We start from the raw sequence: 18,321 nt of genomic DNA, 5'->3' as shown, positions 1-18,321 counted from the left end.
CCATATGATACCGAAGCTCGCTATTCATCACCTGACCCTGCTTTCGGCGCTTGCCGATACCGGCAGCATGACGGCCTCCGCATCGCGCCTGGGCATAACCCAGTCCGCCGCTTCACACAGATTGAGGGAAGCCGAGCGCCGGATCGGTCTCCCCCTCGTCAAGCGCGCCGAGACCGGGCTGCACCTGACCTCCGGCGGCGAACGGCTGAAGCGCCTGGGTGAAAGCTTTCTGGCGGAGCTTTTTCGCCTGGAGCAGGAACTGGAAGCCTCCGCCAGAGATGCAGTGCGGCTTGTGCGTCTCGGACAGTCAACCTACAGCCGTTACCACTGGTTTCCGGCTTTTCTCGATTTTCTGGAAGCTCGATGTCCGGACCTCGCTGTCGACCTTTCGGGACGGGCGACGGCTCATCCGCTCACCTCCCTGCTTGACGGCTCGGTGGATGTGTCCCTGATCTTCGGACGGGAACCCAATCCGGGCAGGTTCCGTTCGGTCAAACTCAGCGCCGACCCGGTCGTGGCGGTCATGTCCAGACACCATCCCCTCGCCTCGGAACCGGTGGTCAACAGCCTCAACATGGGCGATGCGCGTTTTTTCATCTATCCGTTAACCGCCGAGCCCGGTTTGGACTGGACCACGCTGCTCGGGGATCCCGTCCAGCCGTTCCGGCGCCTGTCCTCCATGCCGACACCAGAAGCCGTAATCGACCTCGTCAGGGCCAATTACGGCGTCGCGCTCTTCAGCAAATGGGCCATCGAGCCGGAACTTGCCGACGGAACGCTTGTCGCAAGGCCGATCAGCGAGGAAGGCCTTTACCTGGACTGGTGGTGCGTGACGCGCACCTCAGATCCGCAGAGCAGTCCGGCGGCCCGGCTGGCCGCCGCCTTGCTGGACTGGAGCGCGCAGAGCGACCGGTCGCTTTCGACCCTCGCCTTCGACACCCGATGACCGCCGCCCCCTTAGCGGGACAAGCGATGCGCTCGGTGCCACACCGTTCTCGCGCGCGCGTCAAAACTCGACCAGTCCGCGAGCGAGAAAGTCAGACGCGGAAAGGGATCGTCAATCGGTCAGGTCCAACCCGGCCTCTTTGGCCAATGCACTAATCTGGCTTTCAAGCGGGCTGTTGTCCTTATCGGAATACAGCGGACGCAAGGCCGCGCGAGCCTTGTCGTCCTGGCCGGCTTTCAACGAGACCTCCACAAGGTGCAGAACGATTTCAGGCGATTTGCCCTGAGCCGCAGCGACCGCCTCATCAAGCTTCTCCAGTGCGGCGTCCAAATCGCCCCGCTTGTAGGCAATCCAGCCCAGCGTATCCAGGATCGCAGCGTTACCCGGCTTGAGTTCAAGGGCTTTGGACGCCAGGCGCTCGCCTTCGTCCAGAGCATCGCCCCCCCCTCGCCGGCTGACCAGAAACCAGCCTAACTGGTTCAAGGCCACGTAGCTGTCCGGAGCGCGGTCCACGAAATCCCGCAACGAGGCTTCCGCCGCATCGAGATCACCGAGCTGTTCGGCCAGCAAGCCGGCCCGCAGAAGCGTCTGCGGTTCGGGAGAAATTTCCGACGCAATCCGATACGCGTTTAACGCGGTCGCGAGATCGCCACTGCGCAATGCCAGATCCGCGCGCATCAGGTGAGCCGCCAGGAATTGGCCGGATCGGGCAAGCGCCGCTTCCAGGGCGTTCAACGCGACTGCAACATCGCCGTTTTCGGAGACTATCGCATCCGCCAGGAAAAACTTGATAAGCGCAGACGTGGGGTATTTTTCCGACAACGCGGTCAACATTACCGCGTTTCGCCCCCTGGTCGAAGTCATTTCCAGGAAAACGGGCACGGCCAGTTCGCGTGCGGCTTCCGCAGGCAGGTCCCTCACAAGATCGTCCTGCGTCAGGCCATCGACCCGAAATCGCTTGATTGCACCCTGTCCCGCCACAAATGCGGCTCTTGTCTCGGCGGGATCCGGCGAACCGTTTGAAATCAGCTCAAGCGCCCTGAATATTGCCTCGGCATCCGCAACCTCTTCGCCGGCAACCGCAGGAGCGGCCGCGGTGCCGCCGGCAAGCGCCATGGCGCGCAAGCCTGCGCTGGCGACCGGATCTTGCGGCGCAAGGTCCAGTGCTGCCTCAAAGGCGGAGCGGGCCTCCGACCACAGTCCGAGCGCCAGTTTCAGCCTGCCCAGGGCTGCCTGGACCTGAGGGCTGTCCTGGTCCTGAACCAGGGAGATATCTTTTTGTGCTTGCGCCAGAGCCCCCTCGCGCAATGCGATTTCGACCGAAAAAAGGGCGGCGTTTTCAACCTGCTCGCGGTAGAGCTCAAGCGTTTGGCGGGCGTTGACGAGGTCTCCGGCCTGGACCAGCGCAGACACCAGGCCCGTTGCCGCGTCTGATCTGTCCGGCTCGGTCTCCAGGCAGGCCGTATAGCGTTCCGCCGCAGCCCGGGGGTCTCCGTCCTCGAGTTCCAGCGCTGCCAGAGCAAGGAGCGTGGAGCAGGTCTCCGGGCTGAGAGCAACCGCATGCGAGAGCGCCCTGCGCCCCGTCTCGCGCCGCCCGCCGTCGATAAGCACGGCCGCCAGATTTGACCAGTATGTTGCGCCTTCCGGGCCTGCGTCGGCAGCTGCGGTGAAATAAGGAAGCGCGGCTTTGGCTCCTTCCAGGCGATAAGCGATCGTGCCTCTCAGGTTCTGCGCATAGGCATTGTCCGGGTCTTGCGCGAGCAGCATGTCGATAACCGAGGCCGCTTCCGCGAATTTGCCCTCCCCCCGCAGGATCAACGCCCGGGCAATTCTTTTCTCGCCGCCGGAAAGTTCGCCATCGCCGGAAGCGGCAAGCGCCGCTTCCGCGCCGACAAGATCGCCATCGATCGCGCGCTTGATGGCCACGAGTGCCGCAGCCAACGGCCCCTCATCCGCGCTCAGACCATCCAGCACGCCGATTTCCGCCTGATCGCGAAGCAACCTGCTGGCGGTCGGCACGTCGACGGCTGGTTTTCCACCCCTGTTTCCATTGCCGTCGTCGGGTTTCCAGTTCTGGACCGAAGGCAGGAAGGTCGCAGCGCCGGCTGGATTTGTCAGGCACAAGGCCGACATAACAAGAAGAACTGGTTTTATTTTCCGGCCTAACGAGAAGCTCCCGAACATCTTTAAAATCCCGAATCCAATTTTTAAAAAACAAAGCCCGGGGAAAATCCCCGAGCTTACTATTATACGAGATCGCGCCACATTCCCAAGAGATGTGCGAAGCGATCAGATCAGGCCTTTTTGCGACGAAGGCGCATTGCTCCCAGGCCACCCACGGCGGCAAAGAGAAGCAGGCCGGAGGCCGGGAGCGGAACGGCCGTGGTCGAAGTTCCGTACAGTGTCAACGACGCGCTTGCGGTCGAACCGTCCGTGAAGCTTGCAAGTGCCGTCCAGGTGTTGGCACCGGCATTCAGGCTGAACCCGGGAACGGTGAAGTTTCCGAGAGCGTCGACAATCGCCGCAAAGGAGTTGCCATCCGGATCGGTGATCTGCACGCCGGACACACCGACGAGCACACCGCCGCCTGAACCGCTGAAGATATCGACGATGTCTTGCGGGTTGGACGAGAAATTAACGAACGTTCCACCGCCGGCAATCGCCACTGCCTCCATGGTCGAGGTGCTGGCACCTGGAAACGAGACCGTGTTGACAGTATAGCCGTCCGCAGCGGCGGCAGCGGCCGCATTTTCGGCCGCTGTCTGCGATGACCCGCCATCAGAGATGACCAGGATCTGCTTGGACGTGCCCGAACGGCCGTTTGCGTCAAGTTCTCCGTCAGCAGCGGCGATGCCGGCCGCGATATTCGTGCCGCCGGAAGCATTAATGTTGCTGATCGCAGTCGTAACGCTGCCCAGCCCTGTCGGAAGTTCAGTCAGGCCCTGCGTCACAGAAGCGGACGAGTCGAAATCCACGATGCTGACCGCGGACCCTGAAGGCAAGCTGTTCACGAGGGCCGTTGCGGCATCCTGTTGAACCTGTCGCCGCGACGGATTGCCGGAAATCGGCACCGTGCTTCCCATGGAACCCGAAGAATCCATGACAATAACCAGGTCGAGGCCGCCGCCGATCGTTCCCGATGCGTTGGCCTGTCCGGCCGGAGATACGGTGGTCCCCACCGGATACGAACTTCCGTTCGCAGGGCTCAGCCAGCCCACGGAGCCTGCGGCATTCGCAGCGGAAGCCCACATAACGGCTCCAGCGGCGACAACCCCGGCCCTTGCTAATTTCGATATACCAATCATTGGGTCAATTCCCCCTTCACAACACATATTACCAAACGGCAATATAATAGTTTATCCACATTTTTACGCAACCATCAAACGATATATTAATTGTATTTTAATCGGTTAATAGGTTTGAGGCTTTCTTTCTCTACGTTCGTATGTGTCAAATATCTACAACTGCCGCATATAGACAATCTCTAAGGCAACCAAAAATTGTGCATTTAGAAGTTACTTTTGCTACGAAATATAACTATCTGACTCTTCGTCACTTTTTCGAATAATTTGAAATTTGGAACGCATTCTACGGTCCGGGAAACGGGACCCGGCCGTCTTTTTGAGTGACACCACGAACACGCCTGGATGATGCTTTCCGTTTGCCAGATTCAAACCGCCGCATGGTGAACGGATCGCTGGGCCGCCGCTGGAAGCGCGCTCGTTGGAACGCTCAAATACCGCTGAGGACCGTTCTTTACGCGAAGCTTCTGCCGCGCGCCGATGCCAAGGCTGCTGAAAATCGCCTCGCCGTTGGTTTTTTGACCGTTTTCCCCGTTTGAATGGCCACCAATCCGGCAAGCCGTCACTCTCGAGCCGGAAACCGGCGTATAATACCATCCGCAACTAACAGAAACCCATCTGATGGCACGTTCCGATTTTCCGGCAAGGTGCGTTGGCGGGACGGCCTGGTTGGCCGTTCAAGCAGCGCAACGCCGTCCGGCGAGCCGGAACGAGCCACCGGAGGTCGAGTTTGGCGCCTGTTTGGCGCCGTCGCGCGCCTTGGACGATAACCCGTATCGCCCTGCGGCACGCTGCCAACCAAACAGGTTCCAAACTCGGTCAGATGCGTTCCTGTTAGTTACGAATGGTATAAATGCCTTGAGACCTGAAAGAACCGGCAAACCTGCGAGGCGAACAGAATGGCGACGATCAGACCGCAAACGCTCGCGGAATTTATCGCCGATGGCGCGATTCACGTTGTCGGGATCTGCCTCGGCCTGACGGCCTCGGTTATCCTGGCGGTTGCGCTCTGGAACGCGGAAGATCCGGCACGCCAACTCCTGGTCACGATCTACGCCGCCTGCCTGATGACCATGCTGATCTGCTCCGCGCTCTACAACATGCTTGCCAGGGACCACAAGACCGGCATCCTGCGGCGGCTGGACCATGCCGCGATCTTCCTCATGATCGCGGGAACCTACACGCCGCTGGCCGGCATCATCATAGGTGGCTGGACAGGCGGCATCCTGCTGGCCGTGGTCTGGACCGGCGCCCTCACCGGTGCGATCGTCAAGCTTGCCCACCTGCAAGGGCTCGAACGGCTGACTGTACCGATCTATCTGGGGCTTGGCTGGCTCGTGGTCTTCGCCGTCAATCCGCTGATCGAAAACACGTCCAGTTTCGGCTTTTTCATGATCCTTGCCGGCGGCCTTCTCTACACGGTCGGCACCGTGTTTTATGCATGGAAGCGCCTGCCGTTCCAAAACGCCATCTGGCATGCCTTCGTTCTGGCCGCGGCCGTCTGCCACTTCGGCGCCGTCTTTCACGACGTGGCGCTCGCCAGGGGCCTGTCGTAGGTCGAGGCCCTAAGACTGCGTCCCCCCGTTCGGATCCTTTTCGAGGACGATCACCTTGGTCCGCAACGGCACGCGGTTGAACAGGTCGATCACGTCCTGCTGCCACATGCGGATACAGCCGGACGAAACGTTCTTGCCGATGGACGTAGGCTGATTGGTGCCGTGAATGCGGAACAGCGTGTCCGTCGAGCCTTGCCACAAATCCATAGCCCGCGCCCCGAGCGGGTTCTTCAAGCCGGGCGGGTAGCCTTTTTCCCAGTAGCGGGCAAGGGAGGGTTTGCGCGCGATCATTTCCTGCGGGGGGCGCCAGATCGGGTGCTCGCGCTTCACACGGATCAGCGCTTCGCCTGACCAGGCGAAGCCCGCGCGGCCCACACCGATTCCGTAGCGCAGCGCCTTCTTGTTGCCGAGCGTCCAATAGAGGAAGTTGTTGTAGGGATCGACGATGATCGTACCGGGGCGCTCACGGGTCTTGTATTCAACCACCTGGCGCCAATATTGCCGGTCGAAGTTTTGATAGTTGATCGCCGGCCATGTGAAATCGCCGTCCGGCAGCGCCGCATAGGCCGCGGCGTAGTCGAACTCCGCGTCCGGCAGCTCCGCCTGGTCGGGCAGACCGACAACAGTCTGGCACCCCGCCAGAGCCGCAGTGGTCACGACCAATCCACCGGAAAGCAGAGCCCGGCGGCTCATCAAACTTCGATCCTCAAGGGACCCCTTCTTCAGAAACGAATTTCGGCGCGTCATGAAGCCTCCAGAATGTGCGGCCTTTTCTTGAGGCAGCTTTGCGTCCGTTGCAAGTCACATTCGGCGGACAGGCCTTACATTCTTTGCGCGAAGCATTAAATTGTGACCGGCGTGCCTCGCTGAATCCCGCCTCTCCTTCCGATTCCCCCCAAGGATCTTCCGTGCAAAATTCGACCGCCAAATCTCCCTATCCCGTTTTCGACGGCCACAACGACACCCTTCTGAGGCTGGAAATCGAAGCGATCAAAGGCCGAGAGCGCAGCTTTTTCGACCGCTCCCGGATCGGCCATCTCGACATGGTCCGTGCCCGGGAAGCGGGATTTGCCGGCGGACTGTTCGCCATGTTCGTCCCCTCCGATCCGGAGCAGGATTTCTCCAGGCCGTTCAATCCGAAGGATCCGGCCAATTTCGCCCCTGTCGAACAGCCCCTGGCACTCTCCTTCACCAACCGCCTTCTGGAGCGCGCCGAGCGGATCGTTGACGAGTCGGAAGGCAGTGTCGTGGTGTGCCGATCGCCGGAGGAGATCTCCGCGGCCATCGATGCCGACCGCCTGGCGGTCAGCCTCCATATCGAGGGCGCGGAAGCCATCGACACGGAATTCTATGCCCTGGAGGACTATTACAAGCGCGGTCTTCGGTCACTAGGCCTTGTGTGGAGCCGAGAAAACGCCTTCGGCTACGGTGTGCCCATGGAACTTCCCGCATCGCCTGATATCGGACCGGGTCTGTCCGGGGCAGGCCGAGATCTGGTCAGGGCCTGCAACCAGCTCGGTGTTCTCGTGGATGTTTCACATCTGAACGAGAAAGGCTTCTGGGACGTGGCCCGCATCACCGACCGGCCGATTGTCGCCAGTCACTCGAATGCCCATTCGATCAGTCCCAGCCGCCGCAACCTGACCGACAAGCAGCTCGATGCGATCAAGGAAAGCGGCGGTCTGGTCGGCCTCAATTTCCATGTGCCGTTTCTCAGGCCGGACGGGGCTTTTACCCGCGACACGCCGCTCAGCCTGATTGCCGATCACGCGGCCTACCTGGTTGACCGGGTCGGCGAAGACTGTGTTGCCCTGGGATCGGACTTCGACGGCTGCACACCACCGAAGGATCTTGGCGATGTGACAGGCCTGTCCCGTCTCATGGAGGCTCTGCACGACCGCGGCTTCAATGAAACGGTGCTTGAAAAGATCGCCTTCAGAAACTGGATCGCCGCTTTGGAGAAGTCGGCGCGTTAGAGAACGGCCGGTCCCGGTTTGAGGCCGTATTCTTTCCCGCACGGAATGAACGACCTCTCATATTTGTTACTAAAGATTTCGGTTTTGCGATTGCAATTCACAATCGCGCGAAGAAAAATATGTCCGTAGTTTTCTGCAGCCGCCAATCGGCGCTTCCGGAGAATAAAAAACCGCGCTCACCAAATCGCAGACTGCTGTTTGGTAGATGACGCGGCCGGTAGCTCAGACCCCGCCTGGCAGGTTGCGTGCAAAGACAGTGTCCCATCGGCCCCTCTTCCGAACCATCGGATAATCGGGCGAGTTAACTTGAATGGCTCCAAAACGGGACCGGGTCCCGCAGCGGGCGGGATAAGTGCGACCGATACGAACCTATCCGGTTGGGGGAGAACGACGTGAAATTACAACTTGCCGCGGAGAACAGCGGGCAGAAGGCCTATTGCCGGGACGGAAAACGCGGCCGCAAGTCGGACTCAGTCTACCAGGATCTCAAGCGGAAAATTGTCACAGGAGAGCTAACCTCCAACTGCCCGATCACCGAACAGGCCCTCGCCCAGGAATACGGCTGCTCCCAGAGCACCATCAGGGAAGCCCTGATGCAATTGCAGCTGAACGGGCTGGTTGTCCGGAGAGGCTATCAGGGAACCTTTGTAACCGACCCAAGCGTTCTGGAAGCCAAGCTGCTTTTAAAGCTCCGTATCGACATTGAAACCGCGGGGATCCCCGGCGCGGTCAGATCCATGACACGGGATTGTTTGGAAGAGCTGCGCGATCTCGACCGTCAGATGGACGACTGCCAGGCACGTCAGGATTTTTTCGGTTGCTCGGAGCTTGACCGGGAATTTCACCTGAAGCTCTTCAGAAGCTCCGGCCTGTCCGTTCTGGAGCCCATCCTGGTCAAAACGTCGTTGGTCCTTCACCGGATCATGATCCCGAAAGCGCAACTCGATTCCATCTGGAACCTTCCAGGTGTGCCACCGCATTCCAGCATTCTGGACGCGCTGCAACAGCGCGATGTTCAGGCTGCGGCGGAGACGCTGAAAAACCATATCCTCATGATCGCGGCCCAATCGGCACCCGACATTTACGGCGACGTAGCCGGAGAGCATCACGGAAATTTCCAGACCGGTCCCGCACGGATCCTGGACAGCGGCAGCTTCCGGTCTCAATAAAAATCAGGCTGTTTCCATCATCTGCCGTTTCGTCAGCATGGCCGCCCCGATCAGTTCCTTCGTGTAGTCGCAGCGCGGCGCTTCGAAAATCTCGTCGGCTGTGCCGGCCTCGATCACCTTGCCTCTCTGCATGACCATCACCGTGTCGGACAGGGCCCGGACGACGGCAAGATCGTGGCTGATGAACAGGTAGGTCAGCTCATTGGCTTTCTGAAGCTCTTTCAGAAGCTCGACCACCTGTTTCTGGATGGTCCTGTCGAGCGCGGAGGTGGGCTCGTCGAGAACGACCAGTTCCGGCTTCAGAACCATGGTGCGCGCGATCGCGATCCGCTGGCGCTGCCCCCCTGAAAACTCGTGCGGATACCGATTGCGCAGAGCCGGATCGAGCGAGACTTCCTCCAGCGCCTGGCAGGCGCGCAGGTCGCGTTCCCTGGCGCTCAATGCGGGTTCGTGGACCTGAAGTCCTTCGGAGACAATCTGGCCGACCGTCAGCCTGGGGCTCAGTGAGCCGAACGGGTCCTGAAAGACAAGCTGCATGTCCTTGCGCAAGCCGCGCATGGCGGCCCGGCTCAGGCCGGAAATCGGCTGCCCCTGAAAGACCACGCGTCCGGTGCAGGGAAGCAGGTTCAAGAGCGCACGCCCCAGGGTCGATTTCCCCGAACCGCTTTCGCCGACAATCCCCAATGTCTGGCCCTTGCGCAGCGAGAAGCTGACATCGTCAACCGCGCGCAGGATGAGGCCGGGTGCAAGCAAACCGGAAGAGAGCTCGAACTCCACCGCGACCTTCTGTGCCTCCAGCAGAACCGGCGCCGTGTCGGGGACCTGGAGCTTGTGGCCTGAGGGTTCAGCGTCCAGCAGCATTTTCGTGTATGAATGCGCAGGCTGCGAAAAGATCCTGGCCGTCTCGCCGTTCTCCACGACCCTTCCCATCTTCATCACATAAACCCGGTCGGCAATCCGGCGGACGATGCCGAGATCGTGGGTAATGAAGATCACCGCCATGCCGAGGCGCTTCTGAAGATCGGCGAGCAGGTCCAGGATCTGGGCCTGCGTGGTCACATCCAGCGCCGTGGTCGGCTCGTCGGCAACCAGAACATCCGGGTCGTTGGCAAGTGCCATGGCAATCATGACGCGCTGGCGCTGACCGCCGGACAGCTCGTAGGGAAAGGCCCTGATCTTGCGCTCGGGCTCCGGGATGTTCACCAGCTTCAGAAGCTCCAGCGCCTTTTTGCGCGCAGCCTTCCACGACAGGCCGCCGTGAACCACCATCGGTTCGGCAAGCTGCCTTCCGACAGTGTAAAGCGGATCGAGCGAGGTCATGGGTTCCTGGAAAATCATGGTGATCTTCCGGCCGCGCACGCGGTTCAGCTCCTTGAGCGGAAGACCGAGAATGTTGCGGCCTTGATAGACGACCTCACCCGCGGTTTGCCCATTGGAGGCCAGAAGGCCCATGGCCGCCATCACGGTCTGGCTCTTGCCGGACCCGCTTTCGCCCACGATCGCGACCGTCTCTCCCCTGTTCACATGGATATCGACGCCGCGCACGGCGTTGACGGTACCGGTCGCGGTTTGAAAATCGACCTTCAGATCCTTGATGGAGAGGACGGTTTTTCCGGTTTGATCCGTCATGCTGCCCCCTATCTGTCCTTCGGGTCGAGCGCGTCGCGCAACCCGTCGCCGATGAAGTTCAAGGCAAACAGCGTCGAAGTCAGGAAGATCGACGGGAAGATCAGCATCCAGGCCGCGCCCTGCAGGTTGCGCGCGCCCTCGGAAATCAAGACGCCCCAGCTCGTCATCGGCTCCTGTATACCCAGCCCCAGAAACGACAGGAAGCTTTCCAGCAAGATGACCTTGGGCACCAGAAGGGTCATGTAGACAACCACGGGTCCAAGCGTGTTCGGAATGATGTGGCGGCGGACGATGCCGCTGTCGGACACCCCCATGGCTTCCGCCGCCTGCACGTATTCCTGGCGTTTGATGGACAGGGTCTGGCCACGCACAATCCGGGCCATGTCCAGCCATTCCACAGCTCCGACGGCGATGAACATCAGGACAAAGTTCCGGCCGAAGAAGACCACCAGCATGATGACGAAGAAAATGAAGGGCAGCGAATAGAGCACATCGACAACCCGCATCATCATCTGATCCGTCCGGCCGCCCAGATAGCCGGAGGTCGCGCCGTAAAGGACACCGATGGAGATCGCGACGATTGTCGCCAGCAGTCCGATGGTAAGCGACACCCGTCCGGCGATGAAGGTCCTTGCCATCATATCCCGGCCATTGGAATCGGTGCCGAAATAAAAATGCATGTGGTCAATATCGGCCTTCATGACCGCGGATTTGCCGTCTGCGGAGATGTCGGACAGCTGCGCGTTCCTGAAGAGGTTGCTCCGGTCGACGTATCGAACCGCGCGCGGGTCGATTTCCCGTCTGGAGGAAACCGACGCAACAACGCTGTCGCCGTCACGCCGGTAACTCTCGACACTCAACCGCGCCCGTTTGAGGGCGGCGAGAAATCCCGGCTCCACCTGCTCCGCGCGCGGATAGGCCTGAAGACTTGCCCGGACCTTCACATAGTCCCGGTACACGGTGTCGAAATCGTGGGGGGACAGCATCGGACCGAACACGGAAAGCAGCGCGATCGCCACAAGGACAAACAGGGAGGTAACGGCGGCGCGGTTGGCCATCAGCCGGTCCCGCGCATCGTCCCAGAGCGACCGCCCTTTCGCGGGCACTTCGGGGGCTGTAACAGTCATGGTCATTGGGTATGGCCTCAGTCGTAGCGCACGCGCGGATCGAGCAGCGCATAAAGCAGATCCACGATGAGGTTGAAGAGGATGACGAAACAGGCGACCACCACGACGGTTCCCATCACCAGGGTATAGTCGCGGTTGAGCGCCCCTTGCACGAAATAGCGGCCGATGCCGGGGATGCCGAAAATGGTCTCGATCACCACCGAGCCGGTCAGAAGAGCGGCCGCGGCCGGCCCGAGATAGGAGACCACGGGCAGAATGGCGCCCCGAAGCGCATGCACCACGATGACCATGTAACCGGTCAGGCCATAGGCCCTTGCCGTGCGCACGTGGTTGGAGCGCAGCGCCTCGATCATCGAGCCGCGGGTCAACCGGGCGACAACCGCGATTTGCGGCAGGGCCAGGGTGACAATGGGTAGGATCTTGTTGACGAAGGCTCCGCCGCCCCAGCCTCCGACCGGCAGCCAGCCGAGCCATACGCCGAGCATCAGCGTCAGAACCGGCGCGACCACGAAATTCGGCACGGTGACGCCGAGGGTCGCGGCCGCCATTACGGTATAGTCCACGGGCTGGTTCTGCCTCAGGGCCGCGACCACCCCGAGCATCCCCCCCACGACAAGGGCGAGGCAGAGAGCGGAAAGGCCGAGCTGAATTGAAATCGGCAGGCTCTGGGCGAACAGTTCATTGATGGTGAAGTCGCGGAAATAGAAGCTCGGGCCGAAATCCAGCCGCGCGATGCTCTGCAGATAAATCAGGTACTGGTTCCAGAGCGGCTCGTCCAGGTGATAGATCTTGTTCAGGTTCTCCATCACCTTGGCCTCAAGCGGACGTTCCAGGTCGAACGGGCCGCCGGGCGCGATGCGGATCAGGAAGAACGAGAGTGTGACGATCAGAAAAAGGGTCGGGACTGCCCCGAGCAATCGAGCGAGCACATAGCGGTGCATAGGCTTTGCCCCTGTCGTTCAAACGGCGGTCTCGTGCCGCGCTTGCGGACACCGGCGAGGCACAGGCCTTGCCGGTGTCCGGGTTTCGATTATCCGGAGATGCCGATCCAGCGGGTCGGATGAATGTTGAGGAGATTGTCCTCAAATCCCGAGACCTTGTCGGAGACCAGATTCAGGGAACCGTAGTACATCAGCGGAATGAACGGCAGGTCGCGCATGAACACCTCTTCGGCGTTTTTCAGGATCGCCGCGCGCTTTTCCAGGTCGACGGTCGCCGCCGCCTCGTCCATAAGCGCGTCGTATTCCGGATTGTCGTAGCGGGCATAGTTGAAGCCGTCGTTGTCGCTTTCCACCATGAAGAGGAAATTCTGCGGATCTGAATAGTCGCCGATCCAGCCGGCACGGGCGACGTCGAAGTCCTGACGGTCGCGCAGCATGGCATAATGGGTCTTTGTGTCGGTGTTGATCATCGAGACTTCCACACCGAGCGGCGCCCACATGTCGGCGATCGCAACCGCCGTGTTCTTGTGGTTTTCCGAGGTGTTGTAGTTGATGGTCAGCTTGACCGGATTGTCCTCTCCGTAGCCGGCGGCCTCCAGGAGCTCGGCCGCCTTTTCCTCGCGGTCGATCTGGGACATGTCCTTGTAGTCGGCATAGGCCGGCTCGCCGTAGTTGCCGATGCCCGGCGGCACGAAGGAATAGCCGGCGACCATGGTCGACCCCCAGATTTCGTCCGCCAGGAACTCCCGGTCGATGGCCATGGAGAGCGCCTGGCGCACCTCCGGTTTGGACAGCGCCTCGTCCTCGTGGTTCAGGGCGTAGTAATAGGTGCCGAGGTAGGGCGCCACGCGGAACTGATCTCCCAATTCCTCCCGCATGAAGGCGACCTGTTCGGTCGGCGCGTCGTTGTTGGTGTGCAGTTCTCCCGCCTGGAACCGGCGCAGAGCCGCGCCCCGGTCCTCGGTCGGATAATAAAAGACGGTGTCGACCTTCACATTGGCCGCGTCATGAAAGTTCTCGTTCTTGACCGCCTTGACGTGGGCGTTCGGTATGAACTCGGCGAGTGTGAAGGCGCCGTTGCTGACGATGTTTTCCGGCTTCACGAAGTCGGTGCCATGGGCCTCGACGGTCGCCGGATGCACCGGCAGGCCGGTCTGATGTCCAAGCAGATCGATGAAATAGGGCGTCGGCGATTCAAGCGCTATTTCCAGCGTCGCGTCGTCGACCGCCTTGACGCCCAGCTCGCCAGGCTCAAGCTCTCCCTTGTTGATCTTTTCCGCATTCTTGATCGGATAGAGAACGGTCGCGTATTTCGCGCCCGTTTCCGGATTCATGATGCGCTTCAGGGAGTATTCGAAATCACCGGCGACCACCGGATCGCCGTTGGACCATTTGGCGTCGTCGCGCAGCGTGAAAGTGTAGACCAGGCCATCGTCGGAAACAGTCCACTCCTCCGCCACGCCCGGGATGATCTTGCCGTTGACGTCATAGGCAACCAGCCCCTCGTACAGATCCCGCAGGATATGCGACTCATAGACCGTGGAGGTCTTGTGCTGGTCCAGGGTTTCCGGATCCGCCGTGTTGCCGCGGTGATAAACCACTTCCGCGACCGCCGCTAAAGATGTTGCGGCCATCAGAGCCGCCGCAAGCGCCGTAACATGCATGGACTTGAACATATCGCTCTCCCCTCTGGGTTTTTCATTGAAATTCAGGAACGATGTGCCAAAAGATTCCACGCTCTTTACGAGCAATCAAGCATCTCCTAACGGAATGTTCCAACCCCAAGCACAATTAGGCGATGTTTTTGCGATAACTTCGATAATTCAGAAAATTTTTACCGCAAAAATCCGAGGTTCGGGACATTTTCATACGCCCTTGCGAAACAAAATTATACATCTACCGGCAGAAACGGTATTTTCCGCTGTAGGCCAGATAGGTGCCCGTATTCGGGTTGAAAGACTTGTATTTCCGCGAACAATAGCGCACCCATGCCGGGGTGAAAGGGGCCAGTCCGGTCTTCGTGTACGGCACACGCTGCGGTTGTCCGTAGTATCGGCGAGCGGGCGCCCTGTAGCGCGGTGGCGCCACATACACGCGCGACCGGTAAGGATAGGCGCGCATGTCGTAGGGGTGGTAGTAATAGGGTGCCCCATAGGGCCGGTAGGGAGGTCCGTAATAGCCGGCACGGCCCCAGTAGAACGATCCCCTGTATCCCCTGCTGCCAACGCCGACAGCGAAGCCCGGCCCGCCGATATAGATGCCGTCCGCGCGGGCTTTTTCCGCACCCGAGACAAGGACGAGTCCCCCGGCGGCGCACAGGAGCGCTGCCGCGATGCCGGATCTGAAGACCCTGACGGCGCGCCGGATGTTTGAGGACCGCAAAAGCCAGTTTGCCATAATACACACTCCCGCAGGCCACATAGGCCGTGCCCGGTATCAGCCCCCTGTCCACTTGCAGGCAGGATAGCGCAGTTTTCGGGAAAAATCCTGCTGCGCCTGTTCAAATATGCCTTGGCCCTACCGCTTCCTCGCTTGCGCGGGTCCGGCAAGGCCAGTAAACCGGGCGCCGATCATCAATTTCCGACCGGATTTCCAACGCCCTCATGGCCCCGCCTCTCCTGACACTTCGTGACGTTCACCTGACCTTCGGCGGCACGCCGCTTCTGACCGGCGCGGAGCTTTCCGTCGGAGAAGGCGAACGGCTCTGCCTTGTGGGGCGCAACGGCTCCGGCAAGTCGACGCTTTTGAAGATCGCGGCCGGCTTCGTTGAGATGGATTCCGGCGAGCGGTTCTTCCAACCGGGCCGCACCCTGCGCTACCTGCCGCAGGACCCGGATCTCAGCGCCTATGCCTCGACGCTCGATTACGTCAACGAGGGGCTGACGGAGGGCGACGATCCCTATCGGGGCGCCTATCTGCTGGAAGTGCTCGGTCTCAAGGGAACGGAAGACCCGAAGGCGCTCTCCGGTGGCGAGGCGCGGCGCGCGGCCCTCGCCCGCACGCTGGCGCCCGAACCGGACGTGCTTCTTCTCGACGAGCCGACCAACCATCTGGACCTGCCGGCGATCGAGTGGCTTGAAGACGAGTTGAAAGGCCTGAAATCCGCGCTGGTGCTGATTTCCCACGACCGGCGCTTCCTGGAAAACCTGTCGCGTTCCACGGTCTGGATCGACCGGGGTATCTCGAGGCGACTGGACAAGGGCTTCGCCCATTTCGAGGCCTGGCGGGACGAGGTCTTCGAACAGGAGGAGATCGACCAGCAGAAACTTGCCCAGAAGATCAAGCGCGAAGAGCACTGGATGACCTACGGGGTCACCGCGCGGCGCAAGCGCAACATGCGCCGGGTGCGCGAGCTCGCCGATCTACGAAAGCAGAAACGCGAACACCGGGGCCCGCAGGGCACCGCCAAGCTCAGCGCCACGGAGGCCGAGGTCTCCGGCAAGCTGGTGATCGAGGCCAGGACCATTTCCAAGACCTATGGCGAGCGGACCATCGTCAAGGACTTCTCCAGCCGCATCCAGCGCGGCGACCGGGTCGGCTTCGTCGGACCGAACGGCGCTGGCAAGACGACGCTCCTCAAGATGCTGACCGGAGAGCTTCAACCCGACACCGGCTCCACCCGGCTCGGCACCAATCTGGAGATGGTCACCCTCGACCAGAAGCGCGAGAACCTCGACCTCACCGACACGCTTGCCTCGGTTTTGACCGGCGGGCGCGGCGACATGGTGGTCATCGGCGACGAGACCAAGCATGTGATGTCCTACATGAAGGACTTTCTGTTCTCGCCCGAACAGGCCCGGACGCCTGTCGGGGTGCTTTCCGGCGGCGAGCGCGCCCGCGCGATGCTGGCAAGGGCGCTCGCCAACAAGTCCAACCTGATGGTGCTCGACGAGCCGACCAACGACCTGGATCTCGAGACCCTTGACCTCCTGCAGGAGCTGCTCGCCGACTATCCGGGCACCGCTCTTATCGTCTCCCACGACCGCGACTTCCTCGACCGCGTCGCCACCTCCGTGATCGTGTCGGAAGGCGATGGCGTCTGGCGCGAATACGCTGGCGGCTATAGCGACATGCTTGCCCAGCGCGGCGAAGGCGTGACCGCACGCAAGGTGGAAAAGGCAGCTCCGGCAAAGAAGGAAAAACCTTCAGGCCCAGCAGTTTCATCGGAAAAACCGCAAAAGAAATCGAAGCTCTCCTTCACCCAGCAGCACCTTCTTAAGACACTGCCTGAGGAAATCGAGAAGCTTGAGGCAAAGCTTGAGGCCCTTCAGGCGGAGATGAACGACCCGCAGCTCTACGTCAAGAACCCTGACAAATTTGCCAAGATATCCGCGCAGATCACTGAATTGACTGAAAAAAAGGATTCCGCGGAAGAACAGTGGCTGGAGTTAGAGATGCTGAACGAGGGGTGAGGAGCGATTTGCCTCCGGCAAATGAAACGCCAACGATTTGGCGTTTCAAGCGACGAACGCCCGGCGCCCTGGCGAAGGGCCGGGACGACCTCGCCACATCCTCCACAGTCGTCCCATAGCTCGACCATGGGATCCGTGCCGATACGTCGCCGCCCCAAGCGATGCGCTCTCCCTCGTTGCTCCGACACGGCATGGATTGCCGGATCAAGTCCGGCAATGACCGTCGGGTAATCGGTCGTACCTTCCCATGCAAACGGATAGGGTTCCGGGCTAATGGCCGAACGGCAATTGTGGCTGACTCTGCACGGCGTGACTCGAAGCTTTCCCTGCGCCCTCCCGGAACCATACCCCGCCCGCCGCGTTTTCTCCTCAGCCACGGTCAAAATTCCCGAAAGGAGAAAACCGATGCACAAGACGCAGATCCTGGAAATCGAGAGGGTAACCCACGACGTGAAGCGGTTCGTGATCGCCGAGCCCGACGGGTACGATTACACGGTCGGCGACGCCACCGAGATCGCGCTCGACAAGGACGGCTGGCGCGAGGAAACGCGGCCCTTCACCATGACGTCGCTGCCGGAAGAGCGCGCGCTGGAGTTCACCATCAAGGCCTATCCGGACCATGACGGCGTGACGGAGAAGCTGCATGCCCTGAGGGAGGGTGATCCAATCCTGATCGCCGATCCGTTCAAGACCTTCCGCTACGAGGAGCCTGGCGTCTTCATCGCCGGTGGCGCGGGCATTACGCCGTTTCTGGCGATCTTTCGCAAGCTGGAGGAAAAGGACAAGCTGAAGGGCAACCAGCTGATCTTCGCCAACAAGACGGAAGCCGACATCATCTGCCGCAAGGAACTGGAGACGATGGACGGGCTGAAAGTCGATCACGTCCTGTCGGATGAAGATGTCACAGGAACCCGTCACGGCGAGGTCGATGTGGACCTGATCCAGGACCTCGTGCCTGATCTCGACAGGCGGTTTTATCTCTGCGGTCCGCCGCCGATGATGGACGCGGTGCGCAAGGCTCTGAAAACGCTCGGGGTCGAGCCGGACTCCGTCGATCTCAGCGAATAACTTGAAGTCTTTCGTTATGAAACTGGTGTCACACCGGGCTCGCGGCAGCGAGACCCGGGGCCTACTCTCTGACCCGCAAGCCACAGCGTTACCGCGTCATGCCGCACATTATCAACAGCGCTCTGCAAGCGAGTAGGTCCCGGGTCTCGCGTTGCTCGCCCGGGATGACGGTTTTCGGAGGGAGCACCGCAAGCG

Annotated in this window: 14 protein-coding genes; 6 read left to right on the top strand and 8 right to left on the bottom strand. The window is 60.7% G+C overall.

The window, feature by feature from the left end:
• The first annotated feature begins 4 nt into the window (after positions 1 to 4).
• The gene (locus JF539_RS04385; protein ID WP_207139119.1) at positions 5 to 946 is read left to right on the top strand and encodes a LysR family transcriptional regulator; all 942 of its coding nucleotides are present in this window, start codon (positions 5 to 7) and stop codon (positions 944 to 946) included.
• 111 nt (positions 947 to 1,057) lie between these two features.
• Here JF539_RS04385 and JF539_RS04380 read toward each other — a convergent pair whose 3' ends face one another.
• Entirely contained in the window at positions 1,058 to 3,079 is a 2,022-nt protein-coding gene (locus tag JF539_RS04380) for a tetratricopeptide repeat protein (protein WP_207139118.1), read from the bottom strand.
• 161 nt (positions 3,080 to 3,240) lie between these two features.
• On the bottom strand, positions 3,241 to 4,125 hold the full coding sequence (locus JF539_RS04375; protein ID WP_207139117.1) for a VWA domain-containing protein: 885 nt from the start codon (positions 4,123 to 4,125) through the stop codon (positions 3,241 to 3,243).
• A 1,022-nt stretch (positions 4,126 to 5,147) separates the two neighbouring features.
• Between JF539_RS04375 and trhA the strand changes: the two genes are divergently transcribed.
• Positions 5,148 to 5,804 carry a PAQR family membrane homeostasis protein TrhA gene (gene trhA / locus JF539_RS04370; RefSeq protein WP_207139116.1) on the top strand — a complete coding sequence of 219 codons (657 nt, stop codon included), beginning with the start codon at positions 5,148 to 5,150 and terminating at the stop codon, positions 5,802 to 5,804.
• 9 nt (positions 5,805 to 5,813) lie between these two features.
• Here trhA and JF539_RS04365 read toward each other — a convergent pair whose 3' ends face one another.
• Positions 5,814 to 6,497: a L,D-transpeptidase gene (locus JF539_RS04365; protein ID WP_207139115.1), complete on the bottom strand. Its 684-nt coding sequence runs from the start codon at positions 6,495 to 6,497 to the stop codon at positions 5,814 to 5,816.
• A gap of 215 nt (positions 6,498 to 6,712) precedes the next feature.
• Between JF539_RS04365 and JF539_RS04360 the strand changes: the two genes are divergently transcribed.
• On the top strand, positions 6,713 to 7,780 hold the full coding sequence (locus tag JF539_RS04360; RefSeq protein ID WP_207139114.1) for a dipeptidase: 1,068 nt from the start codon (positions 6,713 to 6,715) through the stop codon (positions 7,778 to 7,780).
• A gap of 392 nt (positions 7,781 to 8,172) precedes the next feature.
• On the top strand, positions 8,173 to 8,949 hold the full coding sequence (locus JF539_RS04355) for a GntR family transcriptional regulator (RefSeq protein WP_207139113.1): 777 nt from the start codon (positions 8,173 to 8,175) through the stop codon (positions 8,947 to 8,949).
• A gap of 3 nt (positions 8,950 to 8,952) precedes the next feature.
• On the opposite strand, the gene JF539_RS04350 is transcribed toward JF539_RS04355, so the two are convergent.
• The 5 genes from JF539_RS04350 to JF539_RS27585 all read right to left on the bottom strand — a co-directional run bounded on the left by JF539_RS04350 (position 8,953) and on the right by JF539_RS27585 (position 15,043).
• The gene (locus tag JF539_RS04350; RefSeq protein WP_207139112.1) at positions 8,953 to 10,578 is read right to left on the bottom strand and encodes an ABC transporter ATP-binding protein; all 1,626 of its coding nucleotides are present in this window, start codon (positions 10,576 to 10,578) and stop codon (positions 8,953 to 8,955) included.
• 8 nt (positions 10,579 to 10,586) lie between these two features.
• On the bottom strand, positions 10,587 to 11,705 hold the full coding sequence (locus JF539_RS04345; RefSeq protein ID WP_207140837.1) for an ABC transporter permease subunit: 1,119 nt from the start codon (positions 11,703 to 11,705) through the stop codon (positions 10,587 to 10,589).
• 17 nt (positions 11,706 to 11,722) lie between these two features.
• Positions 11,723 to 12,646: an oligopeptide ABC transporter permease OppB gene (gene oppB, locus JF539_RS04340; RefSeq protein ID WP_207139111.1), complete on the bottom strand. Its 924-nt coding sequence runs from the start codon at positions 12,644 to 12,646 to the stop codon at positions 11,723 to 11,725.
• 89 nt (positions 12,647 to 12,735) lie between these two features.
• Complete coding sequence (locus tag JF539_RS04335; RefSeq protein ID WP_207139110.1) at positions 12,736 to 14,322, bottom strand: peptide ABC transporter substrate-binding protein; 1,587 nt, start codon at positions 14,320 to 14,322, stop codon at positions 12,736 to 12,738.
• A gap of 220 nt (positions 14,323 to 14,542) precedes the next feature.
• The gene (locus JF539_RS27585) at positions 14,543 to 15,043 is read right to left on the bottom strand and encodes a BA14K family protein (RefSeq protein ID WP_207139109.1); all 501 of its coding nucleotides are present in this window, start codon (positions 15,041 to 15,043) and stop codon (positions 14,543 to 14,545) included.
• Between the two features lie 206 nt (positions 15,044 to 15,249).
• Between JF539_RS27585 and JF539_RS04325 the strand changes: the two genes are divergently transcribed.
• Both JF539_RS04325 and JF539_RS04320 read left to right on the top strand, forming a co-directional pair.
• Positions 15,250 to 17,058: an ATP-binding cassette domain-containing protein gene (locus tag JF539_RS04325; RefSeq protein ID WP_207139108.1), complete on the top strand. Its 1,809-nt coding sequence runs from the start codon at positions 15,250 to 15,252 to the stop codon at positions 17,056 to 17,058.
• Positions 17,059 to 17,463: 405 nt separating this feature from the next.
• Positions 17,464 to 18,126, top strand: a complete 663-nt coding sequence (locus JF539_RS04320; RefSeq protein ID WP_207139107.1) for an FAD-binding oxidoreductase — start codon at positions 17,464 to 17,466, stop codon at positions 18,124 to 18,126.
• Positions 18,127 to 18,321 lie beyond the last annotated feature (195 nt).

The organism is Roseibium aggregatum (assembly GCF_017309185.1).
Taxonomy (GTDB): Bacteria; Pseudomonadota; Alphaproteobacteria; order Rhizobiales; family Stappiaceae; genus Roseibium; species Roseibium aggregatum_B.
This window is presented reverse-complemented; position numbering and strand designations above follow the sequence as displayed.